The organism is Arthrobacter sp. NPDC057388 (genome assembly GCF_042668165.1).
GTDB lineage: Bacteria > Actinomycetota > Actinomycetes > Actinomycetales > Micrococcaceae > Arthrobacter.
In genome coordinates, this window is sequence record NZ_JBHVBL010000054.1 from 13,906 (window position 1) to 27,346 (window position 13,441).

Annotated in this window: 18 protein-coding genes; 7 read left to right on the forward strand and 11 right to left on the reverse strand. The window is 67.0% G+C overall.

Annotated elements, in window-relative coordinates:
- Window positions 1-21: 21 nt before the first annotated feature.
- The 4 genes from ACFUTU_RS18975 to ACFUTU_RS18990 all read right to left on the reverse strand — a co-directional run bounded on the left by ACFUTU_RS18975 (window position 22) and on the right by ACFUTU_RS18990 (window position 2,861).
- Entirely contained in the window at window positions 22-279 is a 258-nt protein-coding gene (locus ACFUTU_RS18975) for a type B 50S ribosomal protein L31 (RefSeq protein WP_003802336.1), read from the reverse strand.
- A gap of 168 nt (window positions 280-447) precedes the next feature.
- Window positions 448-1,257, reverse strand: a complete 810-nt coding sequence (locus ACFUTU_RS18980; protein WP_377967091.1) for a TrmH family RNA methyltransferase — start codon at window positions 1,255-1,257, stop codon at window positions 448-450.
- Window positions 1,258-1,268: 11 nt separating this feature from the next.
- Window positions 1,269-2,057 carry a sulfite exporter TauE/SafE family protein gene (locus tag ACFUTU_RS18985; protein WP_377967093.1) on the reverse strand — a complete coding sequence of 263 codons (789 nt, stop codon included), beginning with the start codon at window positions 2,055-2,057 and terminating at the stop codon, window positions 1,269-1,271.
- A gap of 18 nt (window positions 2,058-2,075) precedes the next feature.
- On the reverse strand, window positions 2,076-2,861 hold the full coding sequence (locus ACFUTU_RS18990; RefSeq protein ID WP_377967095.1) for an ABC transporter ATP-binding protein: 786 nt from the start codon (window positions 2,859-2,861) through the stop codon (window positions 2,076-2,078).
- Between the two features lie 172 nt (window positions 2,862-3,033).
- Here ACFUTU_RS18990 and ACFUTU_RS18995 point away from each other — a divergent pair, with 172 nt between their 5' ends.
- A complete protein-coding gene (locus tag ACFUTU_RS18995; protein ID WP_377967097.1) occupies window positions 3,034-3,471 on the forward strand; it encodes a hypothetical protein in 438 nt (145 codons plus the stop codon).
- Window positions 3,472-3,534: 63 nt separating this feature from the next.
- Here ACFUTU_RS18995 and ACFUTU_RS19000 read toward each other — a convergent pair whose 3' ends face one another.
- On the reverse strand, window positions 3,535-4,065 hold the full coding sequence (locus ACFUTU_RS19000) for a CGNR zinc finger domain-containing protein (protein ID WP_377967099.1): 531 nt from the start codon (window positions 4,063-4,065) through the stop codon (window positions 3,535-3,537).
- A 68-nt stretch (window positions 4,066-4,133) separates the two neighbouring features.
- Between ACFUTU_RS19000 and ACFUTU_RS19005 the strand changes: the two genes are divergently transcribed.
- Complete coding sequence (locus tag ACFUTU_RS19005; protein WP_377967102.1) at window positions 4,134-5,396, forward strand: MFS transporter; 1,263 nt, start codon at window positions 4,134-4,136, stop codon at window positions 5,394-5,396.
- On the opposite strand, the gene ACFUTU_RS19010 is transcribed toward ACFUTU_RS19005, so the two are convergent.
- Entirely contained in the window at window positions 5,373-6,146 is a 774-nt protein-coding gene (locus ACFUTU_RS19010; protein ID WP_377967104.1) for a phosphatase PAP2 family protein, read from the reverse strand. The two genes, ACFUTU_RS19005 and ACFUTU_RS19010, sit on opposite strands and share 24 nt — an antisense overlap.
- A 154-nt stretch (window positions 6,147-6,300) precedes the next feature.
- Here ACFUTU_RS19010 and serB point away from each other — a divergent pair, with 154 nt between their 5' ends.
- Window positions 6,301-7,206 (forward strand): phosphoserine phosphatase SerB, encoded by a 906-nt coding sequence (gene serB, locus ACFUTU_RS19015; RefSeq protein ID WP_377967106.1) that lies wholly within the window; start codon window positions 6,301-6,303, stop codon window positions 7,204-7,206.
- A gap of 84 nt (window positions 7,207-7,290) precedes the next feature.
- On the opposite strand, the gene ACFUTU_RS19020 is transcribed toward serB, so the two are convergent.
- The 3 genes from ACFUTU_RS19020 to ACFUTU_RS19030 form a co-directional block, all read right to left on the reverse strand.
- Window positions 7,291-8,148 carry a VOC family protein gene (locus tag ACFUTU_RS19020; protein WP_377967108.1) on the reverse strand — a complete coding sequence of 286 codons (858 nt, stop codon included), beginning with the start codon at window positions 8,146-8,148 and terminating at the stop codon, window positions 7,291-7,293.
- A gap of 192 nt (window positions 8,149-8,340) precedes the next feature.
- The gene (locus tag ACFUTU_RS19025; protein WP_377967110.1) at window positions 8,341-9,093 is read right to left on the reverse strand and encodes an SDR family oxidoreductase; all 753 of its coding nucleotides are present in this window, start codon (window positions 9,091-9,093) and stop codon (window positions 8,341-8,343) included.
- A 150-nt stretch (window positions 9,094-9,243) separates the two neighbouring features.
- Window positions 9,244-9,969, reverse strand: a complete 726-nt coding sequence (locus ACFUTU_RS19030; protein ID WP_377967112.1) for a beta-ketoacyl-ACP reductase — start codon at window positions 9,967-9,969, stop codon at window positions 9,244-9,246.
- 118 nt (window positions 9,970-10,087) lie between these two features.
- On the opposite strand from ACFUTU_RS19030, the gene ACFUTU_RS19035 reads away from it, so the two are divergent.
- Genes ACFUTU_RS19035 through ACFUTU_RS19050 form a run of 4 tightly spaced genes read left to right on the forward strand, consistent with a single transcriptional unit; the run spans window position 10,088 to window position 12,169 of the window.
- Window positions 10,088-10,555: a DUF3099 domain-containing protein gene (locus ACFUTU_RS19035; RefSeq protein WP_377967115.1), complete on the forward strand. Its 468-nt coding sequence runs from the start codon at window positions 10,088-10,090 to the stop codon at window positions 10,553-10,555.
- Window positions 10,552-10,812, forward strand: a complete 261-nt coding sequence (locus ACFUTU_RS19040) for a hypothetical protein (protein WP_377967117.1) — start codon at window positions 10,552-10,554, stop codon at window positions 10,810-10,812. Before ACFUTU_RS19035 ends, ACFUTU_RS19040 begins: the two co-directional genes overlap by 4 nt.
- Window positions 10,813-11,685 carry an SURF1 family protein gene (locus tag ACFUTU_RS19045; protein WP_377967119.1) on the forward strand — a complete coding sequence of 291 codons (873 nt, stop codon included), beginning with the start codon at window positions 10,813-10,815 and terminating at the stop codon, window positions 11,683-11,685.
- A 10-nt stretch (window positions 11,686-11,695) separates the two neighbouring features.
- Window positions 11,696-12,169 carry a YbaK/EbsC family protein gene (locus ACFUTU_RS19050; RefSeq protein ID WP_377967121.1) on the forward strand — a complete coding sequence of 158 codons (474 nt, stop codon included), beginning with the start codon at window positions 11,696-11,698 and terminating at the stop codon, window positions 12,167-12,169.
- Between the two features lie 36 nt (window positions 12,170-12,205).
- Here the strand turns inward: ACFUTU_RS19050 and ACFUTU_RS19055 are convergent, their stop codons facing one another.
- Together ACFUTU_RS19055 and ACFUTU_RS19060 are read right to left on the reverse strand one after the other, a co-directional pair.
- Complete coding sequence (locus ACFUTU_RS19055) at window positions 12,206-12,784, reverse strand: dihydrofolate reductase family protein (protein ID WP_377967123.1); 579 nt, start codon at window positions 12,782-12,784, stop codon at window positions 12,206-12,208.
- 372 nt (window positions 12,785-13,156) lie between these two features.
- The coding region (locus ACFUTU_RS19060; RefSeq protein WP_377967125.1) for an HNH endonuclease signature motif containing protein at window positions 13,157-13,441 on the reverse strand (285 nt) is incomplete at its 5' end.

A 13,441-nucleotide genomic window follows, 5' to 3' on the forward strand; every position in this document is an offset into this window, starting at 1 on the left:
AGAACCTTGGGGAGAAGTGAATTACTTCTTGCCGCCGAAGCCCTTGAAGCGAGCGTTGAAGCGCTCGACGCGGCCAGCGGAGTCCATGATGCGCTGCTTGCCCGTGTAGAACGGGTGGGACTCGGAGGAGATTTCGACGTCGATGACCGGGTAGGTGTTGCCGTCTTCCCACTCGATGGTCTTCGAGGAAGACACGGTGGAGCGGGTCAGGAACTTCGTGCCGGAGGCCAGGTCGTTGAAAACAACAGCTTCGTACTTCGGGTGGATATCAGACTTCATAATGGGACCTTTTGTTCACGCAGCTGGATTTTGCCAGTTGCCAGGTATGAATGGGATGGCTCCCGTCCGTGCCTCGGCCGGCCGAAGGACGGCGAAAAACACAGTGGAACCAGCTATCAATCATAGCGGATAGTGGCGGAAACCAGCGAACCCGCCGTTCCGGCGTGGTCAGCCGCGCGGGCGCAGCTCCCAGAAGGCGACGGCGGACGCCGCCGCCACGTTGAGTGAATCCACACCGGCGCGCATCGGAATTTTCACCGCGAGGTCGACGGCGGCCAGCGTCTCAGCGCTCATGCCGGCACCTTCCGTGCCCAGCACCAGGGCGAGCCGCCCGGGGTTGCGCGCGGCCAGCCGGTCCAGGTCCATGGCGTCGTCGGTGAGCTCCATGGCGGCCACCGTGAAGCCCTGCTCCTTGAGGAGGGTAAGGTCCTGCGGCCAGCTGTCCAGCCGGGCCCACGGTACCTGGAAGACAGTTCCCATGCTGACACGGACGCTCCGGCGGTACAGCGGATCGCCGCAGCGCGGCGAAATTAGGACGGCGTCGACGTCCAGCGCCGCGGCCGAGCGGAAGATGGCCCCTACATTGGTGTGGTCCACGATGTCCTCGAGGACCGCCACGCGGCGGGCGCCGGCCAGCAGTTCCGGCAGCGGGACCGGCGCAGGGCGGTGCATGGCGGCCATCGCCCCGCGGTGCAGGTGGAATCCGGTGATTTCCTCCAGGAGGCCGGCGCTGCCGATGTACGCCGGGACGTCAGGGTACTGCTCGAAGATGTCCTGGAGGTCCTCAACCCATTTTTCGGCCAGGAAGAAGGACCGCGGCTGATGTCCGGCGGCGAGGGCGCGCCGCAGGACGCGGGAGGACTCGGCGATGTACATGCCCTCGGCGGGTTCACGGAGTTTCCGCAGGTGCACGTCAGTCAGCTGGGTGTAGTCGGCAACGCGCGGATCCGCGGCGGACTCAAGGTGGTGGAAGGTCACAGTCTCTCCGGTCATCCTTTGAGCAGGTTGGCGACCATGAAGCCCAGCGCCACCAGGCCGAGGGCAAAGATCACGCCGCGCAGGACAGGCGGTGACAGCCGGCGCCCCACCTTGGAGCCCACGAGGCCGCCGATGAGGGAACTGACGGCGATGATGCCCACCACGGTCCAGTTGATCCGGTCGAAGGCGAACAGCAGGTAGGAGGCGGCCGCGATCAGGTTGACGCCCAGCACCAGGATGTTCTTCATGGCGTTGGCGTTCTGGATGGTGCCGGTCATGAAGACGCCGAGGATGCCCACGAGGAGGATGCCCTGGGCGGCGACAAAGTAGCCTCCGTACACCCCTGCCAGGTAGACCAGCACCACCAGCAGGATGCCGTGGTGCTTGTCCCGGAGGGCATGCTCGGGGTTTTCTTCCCGGTTCCGGACCCAGCGCTGGAGCCTGGGCTGGAACACCACCATCAGCAGGGCCAGGACAATAAGCGCCGGCGCCGCGTAGTGGAAGACCTTCTCCGGCAGGTGGAGCAGGAGCCAGGCTCCGCTGATGCCGCCGAGCAGGGATGCGGGCAGCAGCCGCAGCAGCTGCCGGCCGCGGCCCTTCAGCTCGCGGCGGTAACCCCAGGCGCCGGCCGCACCGCCGGCCACAAGGCCCATGGCATTGCTCATGGAGGCCGTCACGGGTGCGATGCCCAGGGCGATCAGCACCGGGAAGGTGACGAGGGTTCCGGATCCGACAACGCTGTTGATGGTGCCGGCCCAGAGGCCGGCGAAGAAGACAAGTATTCCGCTGAAGAACTCCACGCTGTGCCGGCTGCCCCGCTAACGGCGGGCGGTAGCCGTGTAACGGCCGGCGTTCACGGAGACGTCCAGCGGCAGCCCGAACGTCTCGCTCAGGTTGCCGGAGGTGAGGACCTCGTCGACCGGCCCGGCGGCCACCACTTCGCCCTCGCGCATGAGCATGGCGTGGGTGAAGCCCGGCGGGACCTCCTCGAGGTGGTGGGTGACCAGAACGATCGCCGGGGCGTCTTCGTCCATGGCCAGCTGGCTGAGCCGGTGCACGAGGTCCTCGCGGCCACCAAGGTCCAGGCCGGCGGCAGGCTCGTCGAGCAGCAGGAGTTCGGGGTCCGTCATGAGGGCCCGGGCGATCTGCACGCGCTTGCGTTCACCTTCGGAGAGCGTAGAGAACTTGCGGTTCAGGAGCGGTCCCATCCCCCAGTCATTCAGGAGGGCGAAGGCGCGGCGCTCGTCGTCCTTCTCGTAGCCTTCACGCCAGCGGCCGGTCACACCGTAGGCGGCGGTGACGACGACATTGAGCACGTTTTCATATTCCGGGATCTGGGTGGCCAGGGCGGCCGAGGAGAGGCCGATCCGCGGGCGGAGTTCGAAGACGTCGACCTTGCCCAGGCTTTCGTCCAGGATTCCGGCGATGCCGCTGGTGGGGTGGAGCCTGGCGGCGGCGATCTGCAGCAGAGTGGTCTTGCCGGCGCCGTTGGGGCCGAGGATGACCCACCGTTCGCCTTCCCTGACCTGCCAGTCCACCTTGCTCAGGAGCGTTTTGGCTCCGCGCACAACGCTGACGGCGGCCATTTCAAGTACATCACTCATAGGAGTAGACACTAGGACAAAATACGGTGCGACTGATAACCGGCAGCGCCTTCCGTCGCCGGCGCCTTGTTCCTTATGACGAGCACGCGCGGCGGCTAGTGTGATGCCATCTTCCAGGGGAGCATGCGCTCGGCGGGCAGCCAGCGCACCACCGCATGAAGGGAGCGGCATCGTGAGTGACCGGACGCAGACCACCGGCCTGGCGGCGGACGGACATGCTGCAGACCATCACCTGCATGGCCGTGGTGATGATGATCACGGGCACGGCCAAGAGCATGCCCACGGGCATGACAATCCGCACGGCCACGGGCACAAGCGTCACAAGGGGCTGAAGGGCTGGCTTTATGAGCTGTTCGTCCCGCACGCCCATGATGCCGCCGATTCAGTCGATGATGCCCTGGAGGCTAGCAAACAGGTGGCGTTCATCCTGGGCCGGCGGGCGGCCACCCGCCGGTATACATACGGCTTCGGCAGGGCCGAGGACAGGGCGGGGCTGTCTATTGTGGCCGTCGTCGCATGCGCGGCGATGGTGGAGGCCTGGCAATCGATGGACCGGCTGATCCATCCCCAGGCGCTCCAGAACGGGGCTGAGTCATGGCGGCAGGGCTGATTGGGTTTGCCGGAAATGCCCTGCCCAAGCTGGACCAGATGGTTCTGACGCCCACCGCGCGCCTCAGCCTGAGCGCGCCCGGCCGCGGTAGCGGCGGACGGCGTCGGCGTTGCCGCACCGGACTGAGCAGTACGTCCGGTTTCCGCCACGGCTGGTGTCTGCGAAGACGCGGCTGCAGTCCCGCCAGGCGCACACGCCCAGCCGTTCGCCGGCCGCTTCGGTCATGAAGATGGCCAGTCCGCCGGCGGTGACGGCACGCACCCTTTCCACCAGGGTTTCGCTGGCATCCGCGAAATGCAGATGCGGGAGCATGTCGTCGTGGGTGGTCAGGAACACGCGCCGCACCCCGGCGGCCAGCAGGTTGTTGACTGCTGCGCAGCGGGCCTCCTGGTCCTCCGCTGCGAACACTGCCCGCAGCCGTACGGCCCACTCCCGCAGTTCGTCATGGATGGCGGGCGTAACCCGGGGCGAGCGGAACAGGTGGCTTGCCAGCAGGCCCTGCAGCGTACCAGTGTCCCAGGGGCCGTCAGCCAGCATGTTGACGAGGGACTCCGCCAGCCGCACCCCGTGCATGTTGTCATGGTTGAACTGCATAAACCCATGACACCACAGTTGTCGTGTGGAGATTCCACGATGAGACATGTCCGAGGGGACCGTACGACTTGACCAGCACCGCCGAAGCAACCAGTTCCACCCAGCGCCGCATTGTGCGAACCCTTTCCATCGCACAGATCTTCTCCGGCCTGGGGAACGGCTCAACCCTCGCACTGGGCTCTATCCTGGCCGTTGACCTGTCGGGCTCCGAAGCGTGGGCCGGCTCCGTGAACACGGCCCTCACCCTGGGCACCGCGTTCACGGCGATTCCGCTGTCGCGGCTGGCCCTCCAGCGGGGCCGACGCATTGCCCTGACAACCGGCCTGGCCGCGGCCATCGCCGGCACGTTCCTGATGGTCGCCGCCGTGACCACGGAACTGTTTGTGCTCCTGCTGTGCGGGGCCTTCCTGGTGGGGCTGGCCTCGGCGGTCAACCTGCAGGCCCGCTTTGCCGCCACTGACCTGGCCGAACCCGCCCATCGCGGACGGGACCTTTCCCTGGTGGTGTGGGCCATCACCATCGGTGCCGTTGCGGGACCCAACATGGTGGCTCCCGGTGCCGTCCTGGCAGGCTGGCTGGACATTCCCCCGTCTGCCGGGCCCTTCCTGATTTCCGCACTGGGAATGGTGGCCGGTGCCGGCATTGTGGCGATGGCATTGCGCCCGGACCCGCTCCTGGCCCGCCGTGCGCTCGACGGCGGGAACCCGCTGTCCGGTGCGCAGCGTTCCGGCAGTTGGCGCGAAGGGTGGCAGATCGTCAGGCAGCATCCATCCGCCCGCGGAGCGGTGATCGCCGTCATTGCGGCTCATGCGGTGATGGTCGCCGTGATGTCCATGACGCCGCTGCACATGCAGCACCATGCCGGACACTCGGCCGGGAATCCGGACACCATCGCACTGATAGGTCTGACCATCTCGCTGCACATCGCAGGAATGTACGCCCTCTCGCCACTGATGGGCGTCCTCACCGACCGCCTCGGAGCGCGCACCGCCGCGCTGGCCGGCCTGCTCACCTTGCTCGCGGCGGTAGCACTGGCCGGGCTCGCCTCGCACAGCATGGGCTCGGTCACCGTCGGCCTGGTCCTGTTGGGGCTGGGCTGGTCGGCAACAACCGTTGCCGGTTCCACGCTGCTCGTCGCCACACTCACACCCGCGGAGCGCGTTCCTGTCCAGGGGTTTTCGGATGCCACCATGTCCCTGGCCGGCGCGGTGGGAAGCGCCCTGGCAGGACCGGTTATGGGCATGGCCGGCTATTCCGGCATCAGCGGATTGGCGGCTGCCGTGGTTGCTGCCGCAGGCGTGGCGCTGCTACGGCTGCGGGTCCGGAGCTGACGGATCGGCGGCGGCCGGTCGGCGTGGGTTCCGGCTTTCCGGACTTCCGGGACGGAGCCTGACCGACCCTTGCCGGGCTATGTCCGTGAACATGGCTACGGCGGCCACTGCCAGCGCCACACCGAAGGATGCCACAACGTCGGTGAGCCAGTGATAGCCAAGATACAGCCGGCTTAAGCCGACCAGCAGCGAAACTGCAAGGGCCGCGCAGAACCCGAGGACCGCCGTCGTACGCGTTCCGGACCGTGACAGGACAAGGTAGGCGAGCACCACAGTGAAGACGCCGATCCCCACCGTGTGCCCCGAGGGGAACGAGAGGGCGTCGTCCGGGCCCAGCAGGAAGTCCGCAGCGGGCGGCCGCGACCGGCTGACAAGCTGCTTGATGAGGGTGGTCAGCACCACGGCCAGCAGCATGGCCCCCATGAGCACCGCGGGGCGCCACAGCTCGCGCTTCCAGGCAACCCATGCCAGGGCGAACGCCGCACCGGCGACGGTCAGCACTTCCGGTGCGGTCACGGCGGACACGACCGCCAGCAGCACAGTCGCGGCAGGGCTGCGCCAGTCCAGCAGCAGGCTGTGCACAGGACCGTCCATCGCGGCCAGCCCCGAGTCCGACTGGACGGCGGCGAACATGAGCCAAAAGACCGCGTCGCCTGCCACGAGGAGAGCTCCGGCCCAGCAGAAAAGTGACGGCTGCGACACCCTCGGTGAGGGCGAGGGGCGGAGGCGCGCAGTCAGGGCAGAGATCATCGGTCCATTCTGCCGGACAGGTCTCTGCGTTGTCCGGATGTTTGCTGGGAGCGGGCTGGACGGCAGATGCAATGCGCAGTGCGGCGGACACGGTGCAACGAGGCCAAGCGCAACGGATTCGGGCGGCGCCGCGGTGCTCGATAAGATTGCAACCATGACTTCGAACGTGACTGCGGTCAGCTATGGCCTGAAACTGTCCCCCTCGGAACCGGAGAACCTGCGGTCCCTGCTTGCGGGCGCGGGCGCCACCTTCGGAGAGACCTCCAGCGCGGGCGACGGACGTTTCGAAGTCTGCACCCTCGAATTTTCGGTGCCGTCAGCATCTGCCGCGGACATTGCCGGCCTGCGCCACACGGTGGCCGCAGCCAAGGAGAACGCAGGGCGCAGCGGCGTGGACACCGCCATCGTTCCGGCGGAGCTCCGGAACGCGGAGCGCAAGCTGCTCATCATGGACGTCGACTCCACGCTGATCCAGCAGGAGGTCATTGAACTGCTGGCCGCCTACGCCGGAAGGCGCGACGAGGTCGCCGCCGTCACGGAGGCCGCCATGCGCGGTGAACTCGACTTCGCGCAGAGCCTCCACGCCCGGGTGGCCGTTCTCGCGGGCCTGCCTGCCGACGTCGTCGATTCAGTCCGCGCGGAAGTGAAGCTGAGCGAAGGAGCCGCGGACCTGGTGGCGGCCTTCAAGGCCGCAGGTCACGCCGTGGCTGTGGTTTCCGGCGGCTTCAACCAGATCCTGCGCCCCATCGCCGAGGAACTGGGCATGGATTACTGGATCGCCAATGAGCTGGAGATCGTGGACGGCGCCCTGACCGGCAAGGTCCTCGGCGCAGTAATCGACCGCGCCGCCAAGGAAAAATACCTCCGCGAATGGTCCGCCGCCGAGGGCATCGCCCTGGAGCACACCATCGCGGTGGGCGACGGCGCCAACGACCTCGACATGCTCGGCGCCGCAGGCATCGGGGTGGCTTTCAATGCCAAGCCCGCCGTCCGCGCCGTGGCTGACGCCGCCGTCAACATGCCCTACCTGGACGCGGTCCGGCACATCGCCGGCGTCTGACCCGAACGCAGCCGGCGCCGAACCCATCCGGCGCCGAACCCACCCGGCCGGAAATAATCGGGCCGGACCTGCTCCGGGCCGGACCTAGAAGCCCGACGGCGGGGTGAACTGGCTGGCGGTGAAGACAGCCCCGCCGGGGTCCCGGATCAGGGCGGTCCGTGTCCACTCGGTGTCCTCCTGTCGCAGGACGTGGCCACCGAGGCGTTCTCCCTCCCGAACCGCCTGCGCCCGGTCCGCAACGGTGAAGGTGACGTGCCAGTGCGGCCGCTCCCCCGCAGCAACAGGGGCCAGCCAGCCCACGGCGTCCGCAAAACCTGCGGGGACGGCGTCTCCGGACTGCCGGGCCCTGATACCTGGATCGACGGTGGCCTCCAGGTGGTCACCGTAGCCGGGGCGGCGGATCATGGTGCCGAAGCCGAGGCGGTCGAACTGCCACCCGAAGGCCCTGGCGTAGAAATCGGCCGCCGCATCCGTGTCCGCCGTGTGAAGGTCGCTGAAGTTCCAGCCGCCCGGAAGGTTGACCGCCTGAGCGCCCGGCCGGTCTCCGGCCTGCCAGATGCGGAACTCCACGCCCTCGGGATCGGCCAGCACGGCCCGGACACCGCCCGCGCCGGTATCGGCAGGGGCAGACTTCAGGGCTGCACCGGCGGACAGCAGGTGCCGGACCGCGGCATCGGCGTCCTCGACGGCGATGTACGTGTTCCACGCGGGCACGCCGTGGATACCCGTGTCCAAACCGGTGATGGCGCCCGCCTCCTGGCCGCCGAGCCGGGCGACGACGTAACTGCCTGCATCCCCGGGAGGTGCCGCACCGGCGTCGAACTCCCAGCCGAGCAATCCGCCATAGAACCCCATGGCCGCTTCAACATCGGGCTGCTGGCTGTCCACCCAGCACGGGACGCCGGCCGGGTAGGTCCGTTTCAGTACTGCATCCTCTGCCATGGCTATGACCCTAGGCGTCCCAGGCCGCCCGGACAACGGCTTCTTCGGCCTTGATTGGGGGCCGGTCCCGGGACGGCGATGGCCCGGCGCGGGTGCGCCGGGCCTTCGTGTCAACGGCCCCGTAGGAGGGATCCGCTTTCAAACCACTGCTACAGGGGCGTCCGCGGCAGGACCGCGGACAATGTCTGGTGACTAGCCGGCGTTCTTGCCGAAGTAATCTGCGCCGCCAGCGTATTCGGTGTGGCCGGACTCGACGTCGGCGGTCGCCATGCTGGCAACCACAGCGGCGAATTCCTCCACGGAGTAGAGCTTGCCGGCCTCGGCGCGGCGTGCTTCGATCGCGCCCGGGTTGGAGCGGTCGAGCAGGGTGGCAGTCACGGTGCCTTCGATCATGTCGCCGGAGACGACCACCAGGGAGATGCCCTTCTCGGCAAGGTTCGGCAGCAGCTCACGCAGGGCGTCCTCGCCGGCGCGCTTGCTGCGGGCCACCGGTTCGTACTCGGGCATGGTGGGAACCGAGTTGATGAAGTGTGCCTGGTGGCTGGTCACGAACACCACGCGGGAGCCCTCTTTCATGAGGGGCACCGCTGCGTTGAGCATGTTGACCTGGGCGTCGCGGTTCAGCTTGAGTGCGTAGCCCTCCTCCATGCCCGTCTCCATGCCGCCCGAGGCGTTGAGGACCAGGATGTCCAGCGAACCGAAGTTCTCCATGGCCGCGCTGGCCAGGGCCTGCACGCCTTCGAGGCTGGTCAGGTCGGCGCCAACGGCAACGGCACGGCCGCCGTCGGCCTCGATGCCGGCAACCACCTTGTTGGCGCGCGGCGCCTTCTGGCGGTAGTTAACGACGACGGCGGCACCCTCACCGGCGAGGATCTTGGCAACTTCGGCGCCGATGCCGCGCGAAGATCCGGTGACGATGGCAGTCTTGTTGTCCAGCTGTCCCATGTGGGCTCCCTTGTCTAAATTTGTTCGAAACGTCTAATTACTGGTGGCCTGCAGTCCATCATGCCAGCGGGCATGCCGGTTTCCTTTGTCGGAACGCGACAAAGAAGCCGGCGGGCCGCCGTGACGGAAGTACGCCGGGATGCCGGGAGCTTAGTGACCCATGCCCAGGCCGCCGTCGACCGGGATCACGGCGCCGGAGATGTAGGCAGCTTCGTCGCTGGAGACCCAGCGCACAACATTGGCCACCTCGGAGGCGTCGGCGAAACGACCGGCGGGGATGCTGGCCAGGTAATCCTTCTGGGTGGCCTCCGGCAGCTCGGCCGTCATGTCCGTGTTGATGAAGCCGGGGGCCACCACGTTGGCCGTGATTCCGCGCGAGCCGAGCTCACGGGTCAGGGAACGGGCGATGCCCACGAGGCCGGCCTTGGAAGCGGAGTAGTTGATCTGTCCCGGAGCGCCGTACAGGCCGGAGACGGAGGAGATGAGCACGACGCGGCCCTTGCGCAGGCGGATCATGCCCTTGGAGGCACGCTTGATGACACGGAAGGCGCCGGTCAGGTTGGTGTCGATGACAGAGGTGAAGTCGTCCTCGCTCATGCGCAGCAGCAGCGTGTCCTTGGTGATGCCGGCGTTGGCCACAAGCACCTCGACGGGGCCGTGGGCCGCCTCGACCTCGGCGAACGCAGCGTCAATGGAGGCCTCGTCGGTCACATCGGCCTTGACCCCCAGAACACCCTCCGGCAGCTTGGATTCGCTGCGGTAGGTCACGGCCACCTTGTCCCCGTTGGCCAGGAATGCCTCCGCGATGGCCAGGCCGATGCCGCGGTTTCCGCCGGTGATGAGGACGCTGCGGGCCGTGGTTGCTGCTTCAGACATGTGTGCTCCGGATTTCCGCGGAGCATGGCTCCGCTGTGGTGGCTGGATTGTGAACTGCCTCCGATCTTATCGTCCGATTGGGAGCCACCTTCGGATGGTGAGAGAATTGGGGTAGCCATTGGAGCGTGATGAGACAGTCGTGATACCTGAACCCCAACCCGGACAACAGACGCCCGGGAAGCGTGACTCCTCCGCCGGCCATCCGGAAGTAATCAGCATCACGGACGCCGCGGCAGCGCATTCCGAAGACATGCGGGAGCGCATGATCAAGTACGCCCTCGCCATGGGTATCCGAATGGTGTGCCTGATCCTGATCTTCGTGCTGGACGGCTGGTTCAAGCTGGTGGCGGTGGCGGGTGCGGTTTTCCTGCCGTGGGTCGCGGTGGTGATCGCCAACGGTTCGGACAAGGCGGAGATCCACAGCGAGGCGCTGCTGGACTACACGCCATACGCTGAACTGGGAGCGGCTGAAGAACCCGGGAGTGCTGACAGCGCCGACACGGTGGAGGAGCCAACCGTGCTCCAGGGCGAGCTCATTGCTGATGACGAAGAAGACGACGACGGCCGGGGACAGAAAGCTTCATGAACATTTTCAACCTGGGTGGCGGCAACGGCGATCTCGCCGGGCCCGCCGCCGCGGCCACCTGCTCCCGCAAAGCCTGCCGGGCCGGGGCGTCCTGGCAGCTCCTCTGGAACAACCCCAAGATCCACACGCCGGAGCGCCGCAAGGTTTGGCTGGCGTGCGAAGAGCACAGGGCGTGGCTGGAGGACTACCTGCAGACCCGGGGGCTGTGGAAGGAAACCGTGCCGCTCCAGGCGGCGGAGCTGGGCGGGGACAGCTGAATGTACAAGTTCCTGTTTTCCAGCAAGTGGCTGGGCTACCTTCTGCTGGCCGCGATCTTTGCCACGGCTTGCGTGTTCCTGGGCCGCTGGCAGATGGACCGCCGGGCCGAGACGCTGGCGGAAATCCAGCGGGTCACGTCCAACTACTCGGCCACGCCCGTCACGTTTGCCCAGGCCCGGGCTCAGTTCGATGAACTGGACCCGTCACGGGAATGGACGCAGGTCAAGCTCCAGGGAACTTACGACGTCGACGGGCAGCGGATCGTGCGCAACCGTCCCCTGAACGGGCAGCCCGGGTACGAGGTGGTGGTGCCGTTCAGGCTCGTGTCGGGCGAGACGGTGGTGATTGACCGGGGCTGGCTGCCGATCGGCAACAAGACCCCCGGCCGGCCGGACTCCGTTCCGGCGCCGCCGTCTGGGCAGATCACGGCAGTGGTGCGGCTCAAGCACAGCGAACCCACGCTGCAGCGCGGCGCGCCGGAGGGCCAGCTGGCCTCCATTGACCTGCCCACATACTCGGCCGAACTCGGGTATCCGCTCCTGACCGGCGCCTACGGGCAGCTCGCGTCCGAGACGCCGCCGGTTGCGGACATGCCGCAGCCGTTCCCCATGCCCTCCGTGGATGAGGGGACGCACCTGTCCTATTCGCTCCAGTGGTTCGCCTTTGGAGTCCTCATGTTCGTGGCTTTTGGCTATGCGGCACGGCAGCAGGCACGCAACGCCGCCATGGATGCCGAGGACGCCGAGCTGGCGGACGGCGAGCCTGCCCACACCGCCGCGGGAGCCCGCCGTCGTCCGCCCGTTGCCCGGAAGCGCAAGCGGCCAACAGCGGAAGAAGAGGAAGACGCAATCCTGGATGCCCAGGGCTACTGAGAACAGGAGCATGGACATGCTTGCGGACCCCGTGGCTAATGTGCGCCGCGCCCTGACGGCGGCCGGCGCCCGCGACACGGTAACGGTTCTTCCCGGGGCGGTCCCGACGGCGGCTGCCGCGGCTGACGCGCTCGGCTGCGATGTTGCGGCGATCACCAACAGCCTGGTGTTCGAAGTGGAGGGCGCTCCCCTGCTAATCCTTGCCAGCGGTGCTGCCAAAGTCGACGTCAAACTGGTCGCCTCCCAGCTGGGCACCGGGCGGATTCGGCGTGCCGGCCCGGACTTCGTGCTGCACCACACGGGCCAGGAAGTGGGCGGCGTTGCACCGGTGGGGCATCCGGCGAAGATCCGCACGCTGCTGGACGTTTCGCTGCAAAAACACACGGTGCTCTGGGCCGGCGCCGGGGACCACCACTCCATGTTCTCCATCAGTTACGGCGAGCTGCAGCGCATCACCGACGCCCACGCGCTACGGGTGCGCTAGGGCCTGGCCGGCTTCAGTCGTTTTGGATGCCTTGCTTCAGGCGTGCGGGCTTGGCCGGTAGATGAGTTCCAGGGTGTTGCCGTCGAGGGTGCGGCTCTCCAACAGCTCAAGGTCGAAGTCAGCCGCGTTCTGGAAGATCGGGGCTTCCCCGGTCTGTCCGGTAATCACCGGGAAGAGGGTCACCTGGACCCGGTCCACCAGGCCCGCGGCCATCAGTGCCCGGTTCATCGACAGGCTGCCGTGCGAGCGGAGCGGCACCACTGACTCCTCCTTGAGCCGGGCCACGACGTCCACTGCATCGCCGCTTACGAGGGTGGCGTCCGGCCAGTCGAGCGGCTCCTGCAGCGTGCGCGACACCACCGTTGCCGGCAGGTTTCTCATCCGTGTGACCCATGGATCCCGGACCTCGGACCCTTCGTTGCTCGATGCCAGCATCTGTGCAAACGCCCGATAAGTGTTGGCTCCAAAGACCATCCGCTGCTCTTCGCCGTACAGCGCGAGGCGGCGGTCAAGCAGTTCGGGGCCTTGCTTGCCCCAGTAACCGCCCCAGTTGCCGGTGTGTGAGCCAAAGCTGTCGAGGCTGGAAAAGACGTCGAAGGTGTAGGTGGCGGGCATGATGCTCTCCTGGGATGCGGCTGATCAGGTTCGGAAAAATACAAGTGTCACGGCGGGAAGAGCCTAGCCAGTGAATCGAAGGCTGACCAGCATGGTTAATTAGTGCAGTTACGCGGCGATTAGCATCGCCGCCCGGGTATGCGGATCTTCAGCTGCCACCGCCAGCGACCCCCGGGTTACAGTGCCCAGGCTGAGGGCGTAGGCGAAGGGCATTCCGGTTTATATGGGAGGCCGCAAAGCATTCTCTGGTCTCCGGTCCGAATACACGTCCAAGGTGAACTCGCGGCGGCTGACGCTGTGTTGCGGACGGTGTCGCGGTCCGTGTTTGCGCCTGCCCTCGGCTGGCCGGCTGCAGCTCACGCGGGCCAGCGCTTATTCGCGCCGGGGGCGTGATGTGAAGTATTGGTTGCGGCGTGGTTTTCGTTGGGGGTCGAGTTCTGGTGGGGGTTTGAACCAGGGCACTTCGGTGGTGACTTCGATGGTCCAGCGTTCTTTGTGGATGAGGTGGTGGTGGTAGCTGCAGAGCAGGACGCCGTTGGTGGTGCTGGTGGGTCCGCCGCGTGACCAGTAGGTGATGTGGTGGGCTTCGCACCAGGGTGCGGGCATGGTGCATTGGGGGAACGCGCAGCCTTGGTCGCGGGCGGTGATGGCTTTGCG

Excerpts from the sequence above, each read along its gene's own strand:
- ACFUTU_RS18975 (WP_003802336.1), bottom strand. The coding sequence starts at position 279 with ATGAAGTCTGATATCCACCCGAAGTACGAAGCTGTTGTTTTCAACGAC.
- ACFUTU_RS18990 (WP_377967095.1), bottom strand. The coding sequence starts at position 2,861 with ATGAGTGATGTACTTGAAATGGCCGCCGTCAGCGTTGTGCGCGGAGCC.
- ACFUTU_RS19000 (WP_377967099.1), bottom strand. The coding sequence starts at position 4,065 with ATGCAGTTCAACCATGACAACATGCACGGGGTGCGGCTGGCGGAGTCC.
- ACFUTU_RS19010 (WP_377967104.1), bottom strand. The coding sequence starts at position 6,146 with ATGATCTCTGCCCTGACTGCGCGCCTCCGCCCCTCGCCCTCACCGAGG.
- serB (WP_377967106.1), top strand. The coding sequence starts at position 6,301 with ATGACTTCGAACGTGACTGCGGTCAGCTATGGCCTGAAACTGTCCCCC.
- ACFUTU_RS19020 (WP_377967108.1), bottom strand. The coding sequence starts at position 8,148 with ATGGCAGAGGATGCAGTACTGAAACGGACCTACCCGGCCGGCGTCCCG.
- ACFUTU_RS19025 (WP_377967110.1), bottom strand. The coding sequence starts at position 9,093 with ATGGGACAGCTGGACAACAAGACTGCCATCGTCACCGGATCTTCGCGC.
- ACFUTU_RS19030 (WP_377967112.1), bottom strand. The coding sequence starts at position 9,969 with ATGTCTGAAGCAGCAACCACGGCCCGCAGCGTCCTCATCACCGGCGGA.
- ACFUTU_RS19040 (WP_377967117.1), top strand. The coding sequence starts at position 10,552 with ATGAACATTTTCAACCTGGGTGGCGGCAACGGCGATCTCGCCGGGCCC.
- ACFUTU_RS19045 (WP_377967119.1), top strand. The coding sequence starts at position 10,813 with ATGTACAAGTTCCTGTTTTCCAGCAAGTGGCTGGGCTACCTTCTGCTG.
- ACFUTU_RS19050 (WP_377967121.1), top strand. The coding sequence starts at position 11,696 with ATGGACATGCTTGCGGACCCCGTGGCTAATGTGCGCCGCGCCCTGACG.
- ACFUTU_RS19055 (WP_377967123.1), bottom strand. The coding sequence starts at position 12,784 with ATGCCCGCCACCTACACCTTCGACGTCTTTTCCAGCCTCGACAGCTTT.